Annotated in this window: 18 protein-coding genes; 11 read left to right on the top strand and 7 right to left on the bottom strand. The window is 66.5% G+C overall.

Features of this window, described 5'->3' with window-relative positions:
• Positions 1–6: 6 nt before the first annotated feature.
• The 4 genes from M2650_RS08595 to M2650_RS08580 all read right to left on the bottom strand — a co-directional run bounded on the left by M2650_RS08595 (position 7) and on the right by M2650_RS08580 (position 6,462).
• Entirely contained in the window at positions 7–348 is a 342-nt protein-coding gene (locus M2650_RS08595) for an SH3 domain-containing protein (protein ID WP_249473270.1), read from the bottom strand.
• Positions 348–1,409, bottom strand: a complete 1,062-nt coding sequence (locus tag M2650_RS08590; RefSeq protein WP_283254634.1) for an alpha-ketoacid dehydrogenase subunit beta — start codon at positions 1,407–1,409, stop codon at positions 348–350. The genes M2650_RS08595 and M2650_RS08590 overlap by 1 nt, the downstream gene beginning before the upstream one ends.
• Positions 1,406–2,479 carry a pyruvate dehydrogenase (acetyl-transferring) E1 component subunit alpha gene (gene pdhA, locus M2650_RS08585; protein WP_249473269.1) on the bottom strand — a complete coding sequence of 358 codons (1,074 nt, stop codon included), beginning with the start codon at positions 2,477–2,479 and terminating at the stop codon, positions 1,406–1,408. The genes M2650_RS08590 and pdhA overlap by 4 nt, the downstream gene beginning before the upstream one ends.
• A gap of 317 nt (positions 2,480–2,796) precedes the next feature.
• Entirely contained in the window at positions 2,797–6,462 is a 3,666-nt protein-coding gene (locus M2650_RS08580; protein WP_249473268.1) for a Calx-beta domain-containing protein, read from the bottom strand.
• A gap of 141 nt (positions 6,463–6,603) precedes the next feature.
• Between M2650_RS08580 and M2650_RS08575 the strand changes: the two genes are divergently transcribed.
• The 4 genes from M2650_RS08575 (at position 6,604) to M2650_RS08560 (ending at position 10,311) form a co-directional block, all read left to right on the top strand.
• Positions 6,604–7,482, top strand: a complete 879-nt coding sequence (locus tag M2650_RS08575) for a tryptophan 2,3-dioxygenase (protein ID WP_249473267.1) — start codon at positions 6,604–6,606, stop codon at positions 7,480–7,482.
• On the top strand, positions 7,479–7,889 hold the full coding sequence (locus M2650_RS08570) for an NUDIX hydrolase (RefSeq protein ID WP_249473266.1): 411 nt from the start codon (positions 7,479–7,481) through the stop codon (positions 7,887–7,889). The genes M2650_RS08575 and M2650_RS08570 overlap by 4 nt, the downstream gene beginning before the upstream one ends.
• A gap of 281 nt (positions 7,890–8,170) precedes the next feature.
• A complete protein-coding gene (locus M2650_RS08565) occupies positions 8,171–9,727 on the top strand; it encodes a peptide MFS transporter (RefSeq protein WP_425602515.1) in 1,557 nt (518 codons plus the stop codon).
• A 20-nt stretch (positions 9,728–9,747) separates the two neighbouring features.
• On the top strand, positions 9,748–10,311 hold the full coding sequence (locus tag M2650_RS08560; RefSeq protein WP_249473265.1) for a thioredoxin family protein: 564 nt from the start codon (positions 9,748–9,750) through the stop codon (positions 10,309–10,311).
• A 112-nt stretch (positions 10,312–10,423) separates the two neighbouring features.
• On the opposite strand, the gene M2650_RS08555 is transcribed toward M2650_RS08560, so the two are convergent.
• Positions 10,424–10,936: a MarR family winged helix-turn-helix transcriptional regulator gene (locus M2650_RS08555; RefSeq protein ID WP_425602514.1), complete on the bottom strand. Its 513-nt coding sequence runs from the start codon at positions 10,934–10,936 to the stop codon at positions 10,424–10,426.
• Positions 10,937–11,026: 90 nt separating this feature from the next.
• Between M2650_RS08555 and hppD the strand changes: the two genes are divergently transcribed.
• From hppD to hmgA, 3 genes are all read left to right on the top strand, one after another.
• Positions 11,027–12,136, top strand: a complete 1,110-nt coding sequence (hppD, locus tag M2650_RS08550) for a 4-hydroxyphenylpyruvate dioxygenase (protein WP_249473264.1) — start codon at positions 11,027–11,029, stop codon at positions 12,134–12,136.
• Between the two features lie 143 nt (positions 12,137–12,279).
• On the top strand, positions 12,280–12,693 hold the full coding sequence (locus M2650_RS08545; protein WP_249473263.1) for an endonuclease domain-containing protein: 414 nt from the start codon (positions 12,280–12,282) through the stop codon (positions 12,691–12,693).
• Between the two features lie 71 nt (positions 12,694–12,764).
• Positions 12,765–14,039: a homogentisate 1,2-dioxygenase gene (hmgA, locus tag M2650_RS08540; protein WP_249474321.1), complete on the top strand. Its 1,275-nt coding sequence runs from the start codon at positions 12,765–12,767 to the stop codon at positions 14,037–14,039.
• Between the two features lie 78 nt (positions 14,040–14,117).
• On the opposite strand, the gene M2650_RS08535 is transcribed toward hmgA, so the two are convergent.
• Positions 14,118–14,705, bottom strand: a complete 588-nt coding sequence (locus M2650_RS08535) for a hypothetical protein (RefSeq protein ID WP_249473262.1) — start codon at positions 14,703–14,705, stop codon at positions 14,118–14,120.
• A 132-nt stretch (positions 14,706–14,837) separates the two neighbouring features.
• Between M2650_RS08535 and M2650_RS08530 the strand changes: the two genes are divergently transcribed.
• The 4 genes from M2650_RS08530 to M2650_RS08515 all read left to right on the top strand — a co-directional run bounded on the left by M2650_RS08530 (position 14,838) and on the right by M2650_RS08515 (position 18,741).
• Complete coding sequence (locus M2650_RS08530) at positions 14,838–15,461, top strand: lectin (RefSeq protein ID WP_249473261.1); 624 nt, start codon at positions 14,838–14,840, stop codon at positions 15,459–15,461.
• A gap of 188 nt (positions 15,462–15,649) precedes the next feature.
• Positions 15,650–16,603 carry a sodium:calcium antiporter gene (locus tag M2650_RS08525; RefSeq protein ID WP_249473260.1) on the top strand — a complete coding sequence of 318 codons (954 nt, stop codon included), beginning with the start codon at positions 15,650–15,652 and terminating at the stop codon, positions 16,601–16,603.
• Between the two features lie 37 nt (positions 16,604–16,640).
• Positions 16,641–17,882: a Na+/H+ antiporter NhaA gene (gene nhaA / locus M2650_RS08520; protein ID WP_249473259.1), complete on the top strand. Its 1,242-nt coding sequence runs from the start codon at positions 16,641–16,643 to the stop codon at positions 17,880–17,882.
• A complete protein-coding gene (locus M2650_RS08515; protein ID WP_249473258.1) occupies positions 17,875–18,741 on the top strand; it encodes an SDR family oxidoreductase in 867 nt (288 codons plus the stop codon). Before nhaA ends, M2650_RS08515 begins: the two co-directional genes overlap by 8 nt.
• Here M2650_RS08515 and M2650_RS08510 read toward each other — a convergent pair.
• Positions 18,738–19,625, bottom strand: coding sequence for a DMT family transporter (locus tag M2650_RS08510; protein WP_249473257.1), 888 nt, complete (start codon positions 19,623–19,625; stop codon positions 18,738–18,740). The two genes, M2650_RS08515 and M2650_RS08510, sit on opposite strands and share 4 nt — an antisense overlap.
• Between the last annotated feature and the right edge of the window lie 75 nt (positions 19,626–19,700).

Here is a 19,700-nt window from a genome sequence, read left to right as displayed (position 1 = left end):
GAGACTCTATTCGATGATTTCGACGGCGCGCGCGGGGATCCATCCGCTCGCGCCTTGTGCGTTCTCGGCCCACCACCAGTCGGCCAGTTCGTAATGCAAGGTCACGATCTCGCCGACGTCCGCGTTCAACTCGCGGGTGTCGTATTCCTTTTGCGCGGTCGCATTGCCGTGTTCGGCGTCGAACAACGCCGACGGGATCCAGCCGCCGAGTCCGCTGGCCAGCGTGGCCCAGACGAACTGCGGCCAATCGCTGTCGCGTTCGCCCAGCGTCACCGCATCGCCCGGCGCGACCTGGATCGCGGGACGATCCGGCGCGCGGTGCTCGGCGATGACGCGGGCGCGTCGCATCAGCCCGCCGCCAGCGCCCGCTTCGCAGCGGCCACGATCTTGTCCACGCTCGGCAGGTATTTCATTTCCAGGCGGAACAGCGGGATGTGCGTGTCGTAGCCGGTCACGCGCTGCACCGGCGCGACCAGGTCGAACATCGACTCTTCGGCCAGGCGCGCGGCGATCTCGGCGCCGAAGCCCGCCGTCTTGGCCGCTTCGTGCACGATCACGCAGCGGCCGGTCTTGGCGACCGACTCGGCGATGGTGGCGAAATCCAGCGGCTTGAGCGTGGCCACGTCGATCACTTCGGCGCTGATGCCTTCGCCGGCGAGCTTGTCGGCCGCTTCCAATGTTTCCTTGACCTGCGCGCCCCACGTCACCAGGGTGACGTCGCCGCCGTCGCGCAATACGTAGCACACGTCCAGCGGCAGCGCTTCGCCGTCGTCGGCGACGATTTCCTTGTACTGGCGGTAGATGCGCTTGGGTTCCATGAAGATCACCGGATCCGGATCGCGGATCGCGGCCAAGAGCAAACCGTAAGCGCGCGCCGGCGACGACGGCAGCACCACGCGCAAACCCGGCACGTTGGTGAAGATCGCTTCGTTGGCTTCGGAATGGTGTTCCGGCGCGCGGATGCCGCCGCCCCACGGCACGCGCAACACCATCGGGCAGCTCAGCCGGCCGCGGGTGCGGTAGCGCATGCGCGCGGCGTGGCAGACGATGAAGTCGACCATCGGGTACATGAAGCCGTCGAACTGCGCTTCGGCCACCGGCTTCATGCCTTGCGAGGCCATGCCGACGGTGAGGCCGGCGATGGTGGTTTCGTCCAGCGGCGTGTCGAGCACGCGCTCGGTGCCGAAAGTCTGCGACAGCCCGGCGGTGGCGCGGAACACGCCGCCGTTGACGCCGACGTCTTCGCCCAGCACCACCACGCTGTCGTCGTGGCGCATTTCGTAGGCCAGCGCCTGGGTGATTGCTTCGATCAGCGTGATCGCGGTCGTTGCCGCTTTCGCGGGAGCGGCTTCAGCCTCGACGGAGGGAGCCGACGAACCGGCCGAGTTTTTGATGGCGGTCTCGCTCATGCGCGCTTCTCCAAAGCGATCGCCGCGGCACGCTGCTCGAGCAGGTCCGGCGGCGGATCGGCGTACAGATAATCGAACATCGCTTCCACGGGCTGCACGGCGGTTTCGAGGTAGGCGTTGATCTCGATATCGACCAGGCGGCCGCATTCTTCGATCCAGGCCTTTTCCTGCGCTTCGTCCCACACTTTCTCCGCGGTCAGCCAAGTGCGCAGGCGGGCGATCGGCTCGCGCGTCCAGGCGGCCTTGACCTCGTCGTCGCTGCGGTAGCGGCGCGCGTCGTCGGCGGTGGTGTGGTCGTGCAGACGGTAGGTCATGAATTCGATCACGCTGCCGCCTTCGCCCTTGCGCGCGCGCTCGTATGCGCGGCGCATGGCTTCGAGCACGGCGATCAGATCGTTGCCGTCGACCTGCAGGCAGTGCAGTCCGCCGGCGATGCCTTTCTGCGCCAGCGTCTTGGCGCCCGTCTGGGCCGAACGAGGCACCGAAATCGCCCAGCCGTTGTTGATCACGCACAGCACCAGCGGCAGCTTGTAGGCGCCGGCCGAATTCAACGCGGCGTAGAAATCGGTCTTCGAGGAACCCCCGTCGCCGCAGCACGACACGGCGACGCGATCCTGCTTGCGCAACTTGAACGACAGCGCCGCGCCGGCGGCCATCAGGCATTGCGTGGCGATGGGCACGCACCAGGGATAATCGTTCTTGGGGCCCTCGAAATCGTTGCCGCGTTCGTCGCCGCCCCAGTACATCAGCACTTCGCGCGGCTTCACGCCGCGCATGAACTGGGCGCCGTACTCGCGGTAGCTGGGCGCGAATACGTCTTCCGGCCGCATCGACGCGCCGATGCCCACATGCGTGGCTTCGTGGCCCAGGCAGGCGGCATAGGTGCCGAGCTTGCCGGTGCGCTGCAGCGCGATCGACTTGCTGTCGAAGGTGCGCACGAACAGCATCTGCTTGAACAGCGGCAGCAGCGCCTTGGCGTCGGCGACGGCCGGCGGCAGCTTGCCGGTCAGCTTGCCGTCCGGGGAAAGGTATTGCAGGTATTCGATTTCGAATTGCGCGGCGAGGGTCATCGCGGACTCGTGAGGCGGTGAAACCCAGAATGATACCCGCAGCGGCGTTAAGGGCCGTTGCGCGGTGCGGGAGGGCGAGCCGGGCAGCTGGAGCGCTTGCTTTTTCCTCCCCCCGTGCGGGGGAGGATGCCCGAAGGGCAGGAGAGGGGGCGCGAGCGGAGCGAAGCGTGCTTTTTACTTTTTTGCTATGAGATGGCGCGAAAAGCCGACCCCTCTCCCTGGCCTTCGGCCTGTCCCTCTCCCGCAGAGGGGAGAGGGCAAAGCAAAAAAAGCGCGGCCTAAGCCGCGCTTTTCTATGCATCCGCGATCGTATGGTTTCAATTCACGGGAATGCTCTTGACGGCGATGTTGTCGGCCGGCGTGCGATCCGGCACCGCCGACGACGCTTCCGCTTCCACGTCCAGCGATGCCGGCGCATTGCGCGGCGTGACGATGGCGGTCAAGCGGAAGTTTTCGGTGCGCCCGACCGGCATCGCCGCCGTGCGCGTGCACTGCGCTTCGTAGGTGGCCGCGGCGTTGTCGCGCACGCATTGCCAGCCCGCGGGCGCCTGCAGCAGGCCGTTGCGCGGCGGGAGGTTGGCGCGTACGACCAATTTGGCTTGCGCGGCGGCCGCCAAGCCCTTGCTGACCACCGGGATCTGGAAGTTGACCGTGCCGCCCGGCCGCGTCGAGCTCGATGCGGTATTCAGCGCAACGCCCAGGTCGACCTGCGACAACACCGCGACGACCGCCGTCGCGCCGTTGTTGCCCGTGTCCGGATCCTCGGTTTGCGACGCGGCCTGCGCCGCCATTTGCACCGTACCGCCGACCCGATCCGCAGGAGCCACCGCAGTCAGTTGGAAGCTGGCGCTGTCGGAGGCAGCCAGCGTCTGCGCGCTGCAGGCCAGCGATGTCTGCGCCGTTTCGATCACCGGTGCATCGCAGCTCCAATCGTTCGGTGCGACCACGGCCAGATCCGGCAGCGCCGCATCGAACGCGAAGCCGATCGCCGGGAAGGCCGCCGCGCTGGGCCCGGCGTTGGCGATGCCGGCGTCGAAGGTCATGACCGCGCCGGCGTCGACATCGCCGGGGGTGGCCGAAGCGGTCGCCGACAGGTCGGCGAACGACACCGGCGGCGCCTTGAAGTAGGCGATCGCAGGGTCGTGGTCGGCCAACCGCGACGGCGAATCGGCATCGTTGCGGTTGATCTCCGGGAAGTCGGCGTTGATGCGCGCATGATCCAGCGCGTAGCCGTCGGTCGCCAGCAGCAGCGTCTGGTTGGCCAGCACATGATCGAGCGATTGCGCGTTGCCGCCGAAGACGAACGAGTAGCGCTGATCGGCCGGTTCCAGCGAGAACAGGTTGAGCAAGTCGGGATTCACCAGGTCGACGCCGTCGCCGGGCACCGCGGTCTGCTCGTCCGGCGTCGGCGTGCCGGTGACCACGTTCATCGAATCGCCCAGGCCGTCGTTGAAATCGAAGGCGTTGAAATCGCCGAGCACCACGATGCGGCGATCGGGATCGGCGGTCTGCATGTCCTGCACCACGCCGGCCAGGTATTCGGCCTGTTTCTGGCGCTTCTGCCGCACGCGGTCGCCCAGCGTGGTCGGGCCTGCGGGTTCTTCGCTGTCCGAATCGTTGAGCGAGCGCTGGTGCACGGCGATCACGCTGACCGGGAACTCGCGGCCGTCCCCGTAATGCACCACGGCGTCGAGCTGCAGCGGCGGGCGGTCGTTGAGCAGCGACGGCGCGCCGGTGCTCGGATCGATCCAGGTCGTGTCCTTGCCGTGCTGGGTCACGCCCAGCACTTCGACGCGCTCGGCATCCGGCGGAACGTTCGCATTCTTGGTGAGGAAGCCGACATCGATGCCGCCGACGTCGTTGCCTTCGAACAGATAGGCCTCGTAGGCAGGGTCGGGCTGGCCCGCGGCAACGGCGTCGGCGTTGATCTTGTCGGCCAATGCCTGCAGCGTGCCGTAGTTCTCGATTTCGACGATGGCGACGATGTCGGGCGTGTTCAGATAGTTGCGGATCGCCAGCGAGGCCTTGTTGAGCCGCTTGGCGAAGGCCGCCGCGGTCAGCACCGGTTCGCCGGTCGACGGGTCGTTGACCGTGTCGAAGAAACGCTCGAGGTTGTAGGCGGCGATGGTGAACTCGTCGTCGGTCGGCAAACGCGCTGCGCTCGGTGCGGCGGCGGCGACGGGCGCCGTCGCTTCCGGCAGCAGCGTGTAGCGGCGGAAACCGTAATCGAGCGGGCCGGTCAGGCCGGCGATCATGGTGCCGGTGCTCACGTCGAGCTTGGCGGCGCCGATCGCGTCGCTGTCGATCGCGATCAACTCCGGATTGGCGTCCCAACGCGGCAGCGGCGGAATGCTGCTGCCCGACGGCGCCGGATTCGGCGCTTCGATGCCCGGCTCACGGAACGGACGCGGCGTGCCGGTCACCACGCCGTGGAAGACGCCATTGCTGCTGCCGGTGGCGTTGGGCTCGTCGGTGAAGCCGCCCGTCGGTGCCGCCACGGTCAGGCTGGCCACGGTAACGCGCATGCCTTCGAGGCGTTCGAGTTGATCGATCGGACCCTCGGGCGAGGGCAGGGCCGGCGTCAATGCGACCGCTGCCGGCAACGCATGGCCGGCCGACAGTTGCGCGATGTTGGTGACGCTGCCGATCTCGGTCAGCGGCGGTTGTCCCGGATCGGCGGCCGGCACGAATTCGACCACCGTGCCGCTGACCCGCACGCGTGCGCCGATCGCGGCGGTGGCCGGCGGCGCGCTGCTGGTGAATACGAACACGCCTTCGGACGTGGCCGGGTTCGCATCCGTTTCGTCGTCCGCAGCCTGCAGGAAGAAGCCGTTGTTCTTGCGGCCGGTGACGATGCCGCTGGTGTTGACCTGCTGGCCGGCCAGCGGCGAGCTGGCGCCCGCGCCCTGGATGTCGTGGATCGCCACCAGCGAAATATCGTCGTTGACGATGGTGCCGATGCCCTGCGCATCGCCGCTGTTGGCGCCGACGATGTTGCCGACGTTCACGGCGAACGTTTCGTCCGGCTCGGTCGTCGTGTCGCCATTGACCGTGACCGTGAATGCGTAGCTCGTCGAACCCTCCGGAATGGCCTGCGCGGTGAGGCTCGCGCCGACGTAATCGTCGCCGGCCGTGGCGGTGCCGTCGGCGGTGGCGATGTCGAACGCGACGCCGCCCGCTGGCGCAGGCGCGCTCAGCGTGACGAAGAAGGTGAACTGCGTGGTGCCGGCGTCGCCTTCGGCCTGGCTGGCATCGCCGACGTTCAGCGTCGGCACGCCGCCGCCGCCTTCGCCGCGCGCGGTCAGCGAGAAATCGTCGACCGACAGGCCATCGTCGGCGCCGCTGGCGTCGCTGTCGTTCCAGCGCACCCAGAATGTGGCGCCGTTGGCGATCGACAGGCTGCCGATATTGGCCGCGAGCGCGGCCTGGTTGGCCGGATCGTTGCCGTCTTTCGCGCCGGTAGTCGCGGTGTTCGGCGTGGCGAAGTCGAGCGTGTCGACGTCGGTCCAGCTGCCGGTCGCCAGGTCGGTGGCGTCGAGGCTGTATTGGAAATCGATGCGGTCGCTGCGCGAAGCCGTGCCCAGGCGCCATTGCTCGCCGCGGTAGGCGACGTCGAGCGCTTCGATCGCCGCGCCGGTGTTGTTGGTGAAGCAGGCGCCGAAAGTCGGGATCAGCGTACCGCTGCGCAGCGTGCCGAGCGCGCGTTCGGCCGCGCCGGACGCGCCATAGCTGTAGGTATCGCCGGTGTTGCTGCCGCCGGTATCGGCGGCGTAAAGCTCGTTGTCGCGTCCGCCGCCGCCGGCTTCCAGCAATTGCCAGCCCGGCAGCGAGAGCGCGTTGCCGGTGCCGCTGCTGGCGAGCGCGTCGAAATTCTGGGTTTGCGCGGCATCGACGGCGTTGATATCGATGCATTGCGCGTGCGCGGCGCTCAGGCCGCAGGACAAGACCAGTGCCAGCGCCATCCGGCGCGAGAATCCGTTCATCGTTTATTCCCCGGGAACAGGTCGCGGCGGGGGCCGCGAGCCAGGCGATTGTGCCGCAAGTTTCGGGGGGCCGCATGACACGGCAGTGACGCAATCGGGTACCCTGAATGCCGCATTGCAGCAGTCCGCGAAAGTCCCGGCATGAGCATCGAAGACAACCAGCGTCCCCTGGAAGAAGGCATCCACACCGAGCTGTCCGGCCGGATGACGTACGGCGGCTACCTGCACCTGGACCGGCTCTTGTCGGCGCAGCAGCCGCTGACCGATCCGCCGCACCACGACGAACTGCTGTTCATCGTCCAGCACCAGGTCGCCGAGTTGTGGATCAAGCTGATGGTGCACGAGCTGCGCGCGGCGATCGCGCATCTGCGCGAAGACCGGTTGGACCGCTGCCAGAAGATCTTCGCGCGCTGCAAGCAGGTGCTGCGCCAGCTGACCGAGATGTGGGCGGTGCTGGAGACGCTGACGCCGTCCGAATACATGGAATTCCGCGAATTGCTCGGCCCTTCTTCCGGATTCCAGTCGGTGCAGTACCGCACCATGGAATTCCTGCTCGGCAACAAGAACGCGGCCATGCTGAAAGTATTCGCGCACGATCCGCAAGGCACGCAGGTGCTGCGCGAAGCGCTGGAATCGCCCAGCCTGTACGACGAAGCGCTGCGTTTCCTCGCCCGCCGCGGCCACGCGGTGCCGGCCGAGCTCCTGCAGCGCGACTGGTCCCGGCCGCACGTCTCCGATCCGCAGCTGCTGCCGGTATTCGAACGCATCTACGAAGACACCAAGTCCTATTGGGACGAGTACCACTTGTGCGAAGACTTGGTCGATCTGGAAACGCAATTCCAATTGTGGCGTTTCCGCCACATGCGCACGGTGATGCGGATCATCGGCTTCAAGCGCGGCACCGGCGGTTCTTCCGGCGTGGGTTTCCTGAAGCAGGCGCTGGAGCTGACCTTCTTTCCGGAACTGTTCGAAGTGCGCACCCGCATCGGCGATAGCGCGGGCGAACTGTCGCCGCGGTGAGCGCGGCCACGCATGAATGCGTCGGCGCATTGCTGGTGCGCGGCGAGGAATTGCTGCTCGGGCGCCGCACGGCGGATCGCGAATGGCTGCCCGGCGCCTGGGACGTGTTCGGCGGCCACATCGAATCGGGCGAGAGTGCGGACGCTGCGTTGCGGCGTGAACTCCGCGAAGAACTCGGCATCGTCCCGCTGCGGATGCATGCGTTGGGCGAACTTTCGGCCGTCAAGCCCGATTCGTGGCGTCTACGGCTGTATGCGATCACGGCCTGGTCGGGCGAGCCGCGCAACCTGCAGCCGGACGAGCACGACGCGTTGTGCTGGTGCTCGCTCGCCGATGCCGAAGAAAAGCTCGGCGCCGCGCATCCGGCGTTTTCGCGGTTGCTGCGTGCGGCGATCGCGAGCGGATAGGTCGGCAACCGCACACCTAGGCGATCTGGCTTGCCCTCACCCAACCTCTCCCGCAGGCGGGAGAGGGCTCGACCGCAGCGATCTGAAGCCCTCTCCCGCCTGCGGGAGAGGTTGGCTGAGGGCGCGCGACCTGTCCGATCGCGTCAAGCCCAAAAAAGCGGAGACACACGCCACTGCTGCACCGCAGCACGAACCATGCGCCGCCGCACAGGTTTGACGCAGGCCCCCCGCGACGGTTACACCTTGCCGCCGTCTGCAGTCATCCACAGGGGAAGTCCCGCATGAGCGCCACCGTACCGAACGCCGCCGAACCCGCGGGTCCGCCGATCCAGATGCCCGCCGGCGCCGGCGGCGAGCCGCCGGCGTTCGACCAGCGCCTGGGCCATCCCAAGCCGTTGTGGATGCTGTTCATGACGGAGTTCTGGGAGCGCTTCGCGTTCTACGGCATCCGTTGGGCGCTGGTGTTGTACATGGTGGCGCAGTTCCATGGCGGCGACGCCGTCGGCGAAGCGCCGTCCAACCGCATCTACGGCGCCTACCTCGCGCTGGTCTATGCGGCGGCGATCTTCGGCGGCTATGTCGCCGACCGGATATTGGGTTACCAGCGTTCGATCCTGCTCGGCGCGGTGATCATGGCGGCCGGCCTGTTCATGATCTCGATGCCGGACGAGCAGATCTTCAAGTTCGGCCTGGCCACGATCATCTGCGGCAACGGCCTGTTCAAGCCGAACATCTCGACCATGGTGGGCAAGCTTTACGGCGTCGGCGACAGCCGCCGCGACGCCGGCTTCACGATCTTCTACATGGGCATCAACCTGGGCGGCTTCCTGGCGCCGATCCTGACCGGCATCCTCGCCGAGCAGGTGTTCGGCACCCAGGCGATGCCGGCCTACAAATACGTGTTCATCGCTTCGGGCATCGGCATGGTGCTGAGCCTGATCTGGTTCTGGTTCGGCCGCCGGCAGCTGCAGGGCATCGGCCGGCCGCCGGAAGGCGACGGCGGCAAGCAGAAAGTGCTGTACGTGTTCGTCGGCGCGATGGCCGCGATTCCAGCGGTTTACTTCCTGCTGTCGATGGGCGCCGAACCGCTGAACTGGTACGTGCTGCTGCCGATGTTCATCATCCTGTGCATATTGCTGCTGGTCGAAGGCATCCGCGAAGGCAAGGTGCAGCGCGACAAGGCGATCGCGATGCTGATCATCTTCGTCTTCAACATCCTGTTCTGGATGTTCTTCGAACAGGCCGGCAGCTCGTTCACCTTCCTCGCGGACAAGATCGTCGACCGCGACCTGTTCGGGCCCGGCGGCTTCGTGTTCCCGAACGCGTGGTTCCAATCGGTCAATTCGCTGGCGATCATCGCGTTCGCGCCGGTGATCGCTGCGATCTGGATCTGGATGGGGCGGCGCAACGTCGAGCCCTCGATCTCGCGCAAGTTCAGCCTGGGCTTGATCTTCAACGGTCTGGCCTTCCTGCTGCTGATGATCGCGCTGTCGGGCATGGTGAATGCGGTCGGCAAGATCCCGTTTTGGACCTTGTTCATGGTGTACGTGATTCAATCGATCGGTGAGTTGTGCCTGTCCCCGATCGGTTTGTCGATGGTCACCAAGTTGGCGCCGTTGCGTCTGGTCGGTTTCGGCATGGGCGGATGGTTCCTTTCCACCGGTATCGGCAACAATTTCTCCGGTATTTTCGCTGCGGCGGTCAGCGGCGAGACCGGCATGACGGTTCAGTCGGCCCACACGGGTTATACCGTCGGTTTCTGGTCGCTGCTGGCGGCCGGCGCATTGTTGTTCCTGCTGGCCCCGTTAATCAGCAAGTTGATGCATGGCGTGAAGTGATATCGCAAGCGGAAAACGGAATGCGGCGCGAATCGCGCCGCATCGCGACGAGGTCGCTGTGTTGCGCAGCGCTGCTGGCGCTGTGCGTGGGATGCGGCCGCGGGCCGGCGCCATCGCCGGACGCGGCCGAGGGTCGCTCGGCTCCATCACAGCCCGCGTCCGCCGAGTCCCCCGCCGTCGCGCAATTGGCGGCCGAATTCGATCCGAAACGCGATCCGGCCAACGACCTGCAACTGGCCATCGCCGCGGCGCAGGGGCAAGGCAAGCGCATCATCCTGGACGTCGGCGGCGACTGGTGCGGCTGGTGCCGCCGGCTGGATGCGCTGGTCGACAAGGATGCCGCGATCCGCGCTTTCCGCGACAGCCACTTCGTCTGGGTGAAGGTCAACTACAGCGAAGAGAACGAGAACAAGCGTTTCCTGTCGCAATTCCCGCAGGCGAAAGGCTATCCGCATCTGTTCGTGCTCGACAGCGACGGCGACCTGCTGCATTCGCAATTCACCGGCGTGCTGGAGCAAGGCAAGGGCTACGACCGCGACAAGCTGATCGCATTTCTCAAAAAATGGGCGCCGTCGCGGTCCTAAGCGGGTTTTGTGGGAGCGGCTTCAGCCGCGAGCTCTTCATGGCGATCGCGATCTTGCAAAGCTCGCGGCTGAAGCCGCTCCCACAAAAGCTGTCCCTACGAAGCGCGAGTCGTCAGCCGGATGCTTCGGCCTCGGCCTTGAATTCCAGCTCGTCCAGACGGTCGAGCAGGCGGAACAGCAGCGCACGCTCGTCTTCAGGCAGATCGCCCAGCAGCTTGCGCTCGAATTCCAAAGCCAGCGGCGCGACTTCGTCGTAGATGCGGTAACCGGCCTCGGACAGGCGCAGCACCGAACGGCGGCGATCGTCGCCGTGCATTTCGCGCTGCAGGCGCCCAGCCTGGATCAGGCCCGAGACCGCGCGGCTGACCGCCACCTTGTCCATGGCGGTGCGCTGGGCGACTTCGTTGGCCGACAGGTCCGGATAGCGGCCCAGGACGGCCATCACCCGCCATTCGGTCACCCCCAGCGCGAAGCGCTCGGTGTAGATCCGCGCGATCATCCCGCTGACCCGGTTGGACAGCACCGACAGGCGATAGGGCAGGAAGCGCTCCAGCTCCAGCACGGCGTGCTCGGCGGGGGTTTCCTGCGGATCGGGGCGGGGCATTTCGCTAAGGGAGGCCGGCATGCTGCGCTGCGCCTTGCAAATGGTTTCAGTTGAAACTATAACGTTGGCACGAAATTAGCAAGCCGCGCCGCAACACGCCAGGAGCCCGCCATGAACGCGCAACCGCAGACCGCCGCACCGCCCAATCTCGGCATGCAGGTCACGACTTTCGAGAACCCGATGGGCATCGACGGCTTCGAGTTCGTCGAATTCGCCGCGCCGCAGGGCCAGGGCGAGTTGCTGCACGATTATTTCCGCAAGATGGGCTTCGCCGCGGTGATGCACCACAAGACGCGGCCGATCACCGTGTACCGCCAGGGCGGCGTCAATTTCCTGGTCAACGAGGATCCCGATTCTTTCGCCGCCGACTTCGCCGAAGCGCACGGCCCCTGCGCCTGCGGCTTCGCGATCCGCTTCAAGAAGCCCGGCCAGGAAGTGCTGAAGACCGTGCTCGGCAACGGCGGCGAGGCGATCGACCACAAGCAAGCGAGCAAGGCCGTCGACGCGCCCGTGGTCAAGGGCATCGGCGACTGCATGCTGTACCTGGTCGACCGCTACGGCGACAAGGGCAGCGTCTACGAAGACTTCCTGCCCGTGCAGGGCGCCGACCAGAATCCGCGCGGATTCGGCCTGACCTTCATCGACCACCTCACCCACAATCTCTACTTCGGCAACATGCAGAAGTGGTCGGACTACTACGAGCGCTTGTTCAACTTCCGCGAGATCCGCTACTTCGACATCAAGGGCGCCAAGACCGGCCTGGTGTCCAAGGCGATGACCGCGCCGGACGGCATCGTCCGCATACCGCTGAACGAATCCAGCGATCCCAAATCGCAGATCAACGAATACCTGGACGCGTACAAGGGCGAGGGTATCCAGCACATCGCCTGTTTCACCGACGACATCTACTCGACGGTGGAAGCGATGCGCGAAGCCGGCGTCGAATTCCTGGACACGCCCGACACCTATTTCGAAGTGATCGACCAGCGCGTGCCCGGCCACGGCGAGGACGTGCCGCGCCTGGCCCGCAACAAGATCCTGATCGACGCCGACCCGGAAACCCACAAGCGCAAGCTGCTGCAGATCTTCACCCAGAACGCGATCGGGCCGATCTTCTTCGAGATCATCCAGCGCAAGGGCAACGAAGGCTTCGGCGAGGGCAATTTCCAGGCGCTGTTCGAGAGCATCGAGCGTGATCAGATGAAGCGCGGCGTGCTGTAAAGCTTTAAAGCCCCTCTCCCTGCGGGAGAGGGGTTGGGGTGAGGGTACGACGAAGCCACGACGCTCCAGATCGCGGCATAACCTGATTGGTTCCGATCCGTCTTCCGACATTTAGGAGAACAGGTTTCCGGCAAGCTTTCTCGATGCCGAAAATAATTAAGCCGCCACTGCCGACCAGGTCGCTCACTAATTCGCGCCGTCTGCGCCGTGAGCAAACGGACGCTGAACGCGAGTTATGGCAACGGCTACGGGGCGCACAGATTGCCGCCAGGAAGTTTCGTCGTCAGCATCCGATTCCGCCCTACATCGCAGATTTCTGCTGCATAGAGACGAAGCTGATTATTGAGTTGGACGGCTCGCAGCACAGTGCCGAAAGCGATGCGGCGAGAACGCGATTCCTGGAAGCTGGAGGATGGAAGCTGATTCGATTTTGGGATAGCGACGTATTGTTGAATATCGACGGGGTCTTGGACGCGATCTGGAACGCTGTCGGACCCCGTACCCTCACCCCAACCCCTCTCCCGGAGGGAGAGGGGCTTAAGGAGCAAAAGCCATGAACACCGCCAGCAACGACAACGTCTTCCCGATCGCGCCGCGCGACGCGCACGAGCTGCAACCGGCCGGCTACATGAGCGGCTTCGGCAACGAATTCGCCACCGAGGCTTTGGCGGGCACGCTGCCGCAGGGCCAGAACTCGCCGCAGCGCGTGGCGCATGGTTTGTACGCGGAGCAGTTGTCGGGAACCGCATTCACCGCGCCGCGCGGCGAGAACCGGCGCAGCTGGCTGTACCGCATCCGTCCTGCGGCGATGCACGGCACGTTCGAGCCGTTCGAACAAAGCCATTTCCACAACCTGTTCGGCCACGAGCCGGTGACGCCGGACCAGCTGCGCTGGAATCCGCTGCCGCTGCCCGAAACGCCGGTCGATTTCGTCGACGGCCTGTTCACCATGGCCGGCAACGGTTACGCCGCCGCGCAGCACGGCGTCGGCATCCATCTGTATGCCGCGAACGAGTCGATGGAAGGCCGCTATGTCTACAACGCCGACGGCGAGATGCTGATCGTCCCGCAGCAGGGCGCGTTGCGAATCGCGACGGAATTGGGCGTGCTGGACGTGGCGCCGCAGGAAATCGCGGTGGTTCCGCGCGGTGTGCGTTTCCGCGTCGAGCTGCCGGAAGGCGCGGCGCGCGGTTACGTCTGCGAGAACTTCGGCGCGATGCTGCGCCTGCCCGACTTGGGCCCGATCGGCGCGAACGGCCTGGCCAACCCGCGCGACTTCCTCACTCCCAACGCCGCGTACGAAGACTTGGAAGGCGATTTCGAACTGATCGCCAAATTCCAGGGCCACCTGTGGCGCGCGCCGATCGGCCATTCGCCGCTGGACGTGGTCGGCTGGCACGGCAATTACGCGCCGTACAAATACGACTTGCGCCGCTTCAACGCGATCGGTTCGATCAGCTTCGACCATCCCGATCCGAGCATCTTCACCGTGCTGACTTCGCCCAGCGATACGCATGGCACCGCGAACATGGATTTCGTGATCTTCCCGCCGCGCTGGCTGGTGGCGCAGCACACGTTCCGGCCGCCGTGGTTCCATCGCAACGTGGCCAGCGAATTCATGGGCCTGGTGCACGGCGCCTACGACGCCAAGGCCGAAGGCTTCGCGCCCGGCGGCGCCAGCCTGCACAACTGCATGAGCGGGCACGGGCCGGACGCGGCCACGTTCGACAAGGCCTCCAATGCCGATCTGTCCAAGCCGGACGTGATCGGCGACACCATGGCCTTCATGTTCGAAACGCGCGCGGTGATCGCGCCGACACGGCAGGCGCTGGATGCCGGGCATCGGCAGCGCGATTACCAGCAGTGTTGGGCCGGCTTGCGCAAGAATTTCTCGCCGTCCTGAGCTTTGTAGGTGCGAATTCATTCGCACGCTCTTCGACAAAAGCAAAAGCGTGCGAATGAATTCGCACCTACGGAAGAGCTAAGCCGCGACGGTGCGGTCGCCGAAGAGCGCGTCGCGGAACACGTCGAGTTCGGCCAGGTATTGCTCGGGCATGATTTCGGCCAGGCGGTCGGCGACGCGTCGGCTCAGGCTGGGATTGGCGACGCTGTGGATGAAACGCAGCGCGCGCAGCATGTGCGCGGCAAGCTCGTCCTGGTCGCGGCAGCCGCGGATCGCGGCGGCGATCGCGGCCGCTTCGGGCCCGCGCTGCAGTTGCAGCATGTCGACGGCGTACATCTTGGCGGCCGCGATCGAACGCCGCGAAGACGCAGCCGCCGTCGCCGCGCGCGCGGGCAGCGCTTCCGGGGGCGCTGCGACCACGCTCGCCGGCGCAATGGATGCGATGAACGCCGCCGGGGCGGTCTGCGCAACGTCGCGGTCGGAAAGATAACCGTCGCGCAACAGCCGCGCGATCGCATCGCGCGCCTGCGCGCCGAGCAGGTCGGCGATCTCCGCATCTTCGCGCCGTCCGTCGCTCAGGATCAGGATGCGGCGCTCGAGCACGCTCACGTCCGCGGGACGGTCGCGCAAGGCGCTGTGCGCTTTTTCGGTCTTATGGGGATGCATGGCCCGGACTCGGCAGAGGCGGGGAACGTAAAGCCGGCCCATGAAAGTGTGATGACAGTGGCACGATTCGTGCTTCGCGTCGGCTTCACGGCATTGGCCTAGGCTGTCGCCGACCCAACACGGAGCCGCCGCATGAAGCGATCCCTTTCCGCCATCGCATTGCTGGCATTGGCGCTGTCGGCCTGCGATGCCGAACGCAAGCCGCAACAAGAGACCGCAGCGACGCCGCAACCGCCAACGCCGGCATTGGATCAGCCGGCCGAAGACGTGCCGCCTGCAACCGCACCGCCGGGAACCGCGGTACCGGCGCCCGTGCCGGGTACTTATGAAGGCTACGGCAAGACGCGTTTCGGCATGAGCGCCGATGCGGTCAGGCAGAACTGGGACGGCGAACTCGCGGGCGTGCCGGGCGCCGATACCGCCTGTTATTACCTGCGCCCGAAACAGGCCGACGGCGCCGGTTGGCCGGCGCTGATGTTCGAGAACGGCAAGTTCGTGCGCTACGACGTGGAGACGATCGCCGATGTGGCGCCCGGCGGCGGCCAGGTCGGCATGAGCGCGGACGATATCAAGACCGCCTATGCCGGCCGCGTCGAGGAACAGCCGCACAAATACGTGGAAGGCGGCAAGAATCTGCGAGTGAAATCGACCGATGGCGCCAGCGCGATCGTGTTCGAAGTCGATGCCGCGGGCAAGGTCACCGCCTGGCATGTCGGCGTGCCGCCGCAGGTGGATTACGTCGAAGGCTGTTCGTAACCCGCTGCCCGTTTTTCGCAGGAGCGGCATTTGTGGGAGCGGCTTTTGTGGGAGCGGCTTCAGCCGCGAGCTCTTGTTTGCGTTCGCGCGTGCGTGGGGAAAGCTCGCGGCTGAAGCCGCTCCCACAAAGAGACATAGGCTGCGGAACGGGCATAGAATCGGCCGAACCGACCTGGGGAGATGCGGCGATGCTGGAAGCCTTGGCCTTTTTCGTGATCGGCCTGATCCTGCTCGGACTCGGAGGCGATTCGATCGTCAAAGGCGCATCCGGGCTGGCGCAGCGCATCGGCGCTTCGCCCTTCGTCGCCGGGCTGTTGCTGGTGGCGTTCGGCACCTCGCTGCCGGAACTGGCGGTCAACGCGCGCGCGGTCTGGACCGGCAGCCAGGCGCTGGCCCTGGGCAACGCGGTCGGCAGCAACGTGGTCAATTTCGGCCTGACGCTCGGCGCTGCGGCGCTGGCGGCGCCGCTGGTGGTGCGTTGGCGCGCGTTGGCGCCGCTGCTGCTGTGTTTCATCGCCGGCAGCATCGCGACCATCGCTTTCGGCCTGGACGGCGTGCTGAGCCGGGCGGAAGGCGCCGTCCTGGTCGTCGCTTTCGTCGCGGTGCTTGCGTTCGCGCTGGTGCGCACGCGCCGCGAAGCGCCCGAGGTGCAGGACGCGATCGCCGCCTTCGTCAGGACCAGCGGCGACCTGTGGCTCAATCTGCTGCGCTTGGCCATCGCCGCCGCCCTGCTGTATTTCGGCGCGCGCCTGGTGGTGCAGCATGCGCCGCCGCTGGGTCTGGCGCTGGGCATGGAGCCGATGCTGACCGGCCTGCTGGTGGTGGCGGTCGGCACGGCCTTGCCCGAAATCGCCGCCGCGGTCGCCGCGGCGCGGCGCGGCCATGGCGAAATGGTCGTCGGCCACGTGATCGGCTCAAGTCTGTTCAACCTGCTGCTGATCGTCGGCGGCATGGCGACGTTCACCGGCGAACTGCCGCTGCCGGCATCGTTCGTGCGTTTCGAATTGCCGGCTGCGCTGGCATTCGGCATCGCGCTGTATCCGATGCTCAAGGGCGACCTGCGCGTCAGCAAGAAGGAGGGCGGCATCCTGTTGGTTGCCTTCGTCGCCTGGCTGCTGTTCGAGCTTTGGCTGAGCCGTTGAGGGAAGGCGCGATCGTACGACGGCTACAATGCCGGTCATGTCCGATGCCCGTCCGCCGAACCGCCGCAGCGTAAGCGCCTTGCCGGGCCGGGCCGTCCATGCGCTGAGCGAATTCTTCCGGTTGGAAGCGGCCGGCGGCATCCTGCTGATCGCGGCCGCGTTGCTGGCGCTGATCTTCGCCAACTCGCCGCTGCAGGCGTGGTATCTGGCTTTCCAGGAAATGCCGGTGCAGGTGCGGATCGGCGAATTCTCGATCGACAAGCCGCTGCTGCTGTGGATCAACGATGGCCTGATGGCGGTCTTCTTCCTGCTGGTGGCGCTGGAAATCAAGCGCGAAACCTTGAGCGGACAGCTCTCCAGCCGCGACCAGTTGATACTGCCGATGGTGTGCGCCGCGGCCGGCGTGGTGGTGCCGGCGCTGATCTTCTGGTGGATCAACCGGGACCAGGCCGAAGCGCTGCGCGGCTGGGCGATTCCCACCGCGACCGACATCGCGTTCGCGCTCGGGATCCTGGCGCTGCTCGGTTCGCGCGTGCCGCTGGGCATGAAGCTGCTGCTGTCGACGATCGCCGTGGTCGACGATCTGATCGCGATCCTGATCATCGCGCTCTTCTATTCGCACGGCATGTCGTTGGTCGCGTTGGGCCTTGCCGCGGTAGCGCTGTTCGCGATGTGGGCGCTCAACCGGCGCGGCGTGACGGCGTTGGCGCCGTATATCGTGCTGGGCGTGGTGCTGTGGGTCTGCGTACTGAAATCGGGCGTGCATGCCACGCTGGCGGGCGTGGCGACCGGCCTGATGATCCCGCACGTGGATCCGCACAACAAGATCGACGACGAAGTGGAGCATTCCCCGCTCGAACACCTGGAACACGCGCTGCATCCCTGGGTCGCGTTCGCCATACTGCCGGTGTTCGCCTTCGCCAACGCCGGCCTCGCGCTGGGCGGCCTCGAACTGGACGATCTGTTGTCGCCGCTGCCGCTGGGCATCGCGCTGGGCCTGGTGCTCGGCAAGCCGGTCGGCATCGTGCTCGCGGCGGTGCTGATGCGCAGCCTGCGCGTGGCGCGCTTCCCGGACGGCATGGGGCTGCGCGCGATGATCGGCCTGGGCCTGCTGTGCGGCATCGGCTTCACGATGAGCCTGTTCATCGGCTCGCTGGCGTTCTCCGCCGACGCGTTGCGCTACACCGAGAGCGTGATCGGCGTGCTGGTGGCCTCGCTGGTATCGGCGACGGTCGGCTTGCTGTGGCTGCGCGCCACTTTACGGCGCACGGATGCGTAGCGCGCTGGTTTTCGGCGCCAGCGGCCAGATCGGCATGCCGTTGCTGGACCTGCTGCACGACGATGGCTGGCGGGTGATCGCCGTGTCGCGCGACGTCCGTTCCGATGAGCCGGGCCTGCAATGGCTGCGCGGCGATCTGGACAACGTCCCCGGCCTGCCGCGGCAGGTGGAAACGGTGTTCAGTTGCGGTCCGCTGGATCTGTTCGCGCGGTGGTTCGCGCGCGCTTCGGTGGAAACCGGGCGCGTGGTCGCGTTCGGTTCGACCAGCATCGACATCAAGCGCGGTTCTTCCGATGCGGGCGAACGCGAAAACGCGGCGCGCCTGCGCGAAGGCGAGCGGTCGGTGTTCGACACCGCCGCTTCGCGCGGCATCGCCGCCACGCTGCTGCGGCCGACGCTCGTGTACGGCGCGGGGCGCGACCGAACGCTGACGCGCATCGCCCGGGTCGCGCAGCGGTTCGGCTATTTCGCGTTGCCGCGCGGCGCGAACGGTTTGCGGCAGCCGGCGCATGTCCGCGACCTGGCCGCCGCGGCGTTCGCCGCCGCGCCCGTCGCCGCCACGCATGGCCAGGCCTATGCGCTGCCCGGCGGCGAAACGCTGCCGTACCGCGACATGGTCGCGCGCCTGCTCGATACCTTGCAGCCGCCGCCGAAACTGCTGGAACTGCCGTCGCCGTTGTTCAACCTGATGCTGGCCGCCGCGCATGCGGCGGGCCATGCCCAGGGTTTCGGCGAAGCGGCCGTAGCGCGGATGCGCAGCGACCTGGTGTTCGACGCGACGCCCGCGCAACGCGATTTCGGCTACGCGCCGCGGGCTTTCCGGCCGACCGCGGACATGTTCGCGCAGCGCGAGTCCTAGACTTCCTTGGCCGCCGCCGGCGTCCGCGCCTTGGCGCGGGTGCGCAATGCGATCAGCAGCACGCCGCCCAATACCATCGCGCCGCCGATCAAAAGCTTGGGGCCGGGACGGTCGCCCCAGAACACGATGCCCAGCACCACCGCCAGCACCGGCGACAGCAGCAGGTACGGCGTGATCTGCGCGACCGGATGGCGCTGCACCAGCACGTAATACAGGCCGTAGCCGAGCAGCGAGGAAATCAGCGCCGCGTAAGCCACGCTGGCCCAGGCCAACGCGTCGGCCTCGACTACGGACGCCGCAGCGCCGGATTCGAACGCCAGGCTCGCGAACAGTAGCGGCAGCACGCCGATGGCGGCGGTCCAGCCTTGCGCGCTGATCGCGTCGAGCCCATGCAATCGCCGGGTGAGCACAGTGCCCAGGGCGAGCACGAAGCCCGAACCCAGCATCAACACCAGCGACAAGGGCCGGTCCAGCACGATGGGATCGAAGCCCAGCACCAGCACACCGGCGAAGCTGACCGCGATCGCCAGGCCGCTGCGCCAACCGAAACGCTCGCCCAGCAGCAGCCAGGCCAGCAGCGCCGACATCGGCACATAGCACTGCTGGATGATCGCCGGCGAAGACAGGTCGCCAGCCAGTTTGATCGACCACAGGCTCATCGCGAAATTGAGCGTGCCGTTGCACAGCCCCAGCGCCAGCAGTTGCGGCCACTGGCCCGGCGGCGGACGTTTGACGAAAGCGGCCAGCACCAGCGCCAGCAGGCCCAGGCGCAGCGCCGCGAACATCATCGGTGGAATCTGCTGCAAGCCGAAAGCGGAGGCGAGAAAGCTGCCGGCCCAGGCCAGGCAGATGATGGCCAGGTAGAAGAGATCGCGGGAGGGCATGCGGTCAGTGGTCGAAAATCGGAGGCGGGTGTTCTGCAGAGCTAAGCTTGCTCCGCTGCTCTCCGCTTTCGTAGG

The organism is Luteimonas galliterrae (assembly GCF_023374055.1).
Classification (GTDB): domain Bacteria; phylum Pseudomonadota; class Gammaproteobacteria; order Xanthomonadales; family Xanthomonadaceae; genus Luteimonas_C; species Luteimonas_C galliterrae.
The sequence above is the reverse complement of the archived record's forward strand: the minus strand, read 5'-3'. Positions and strand labels throughout refer to the sequence as shown.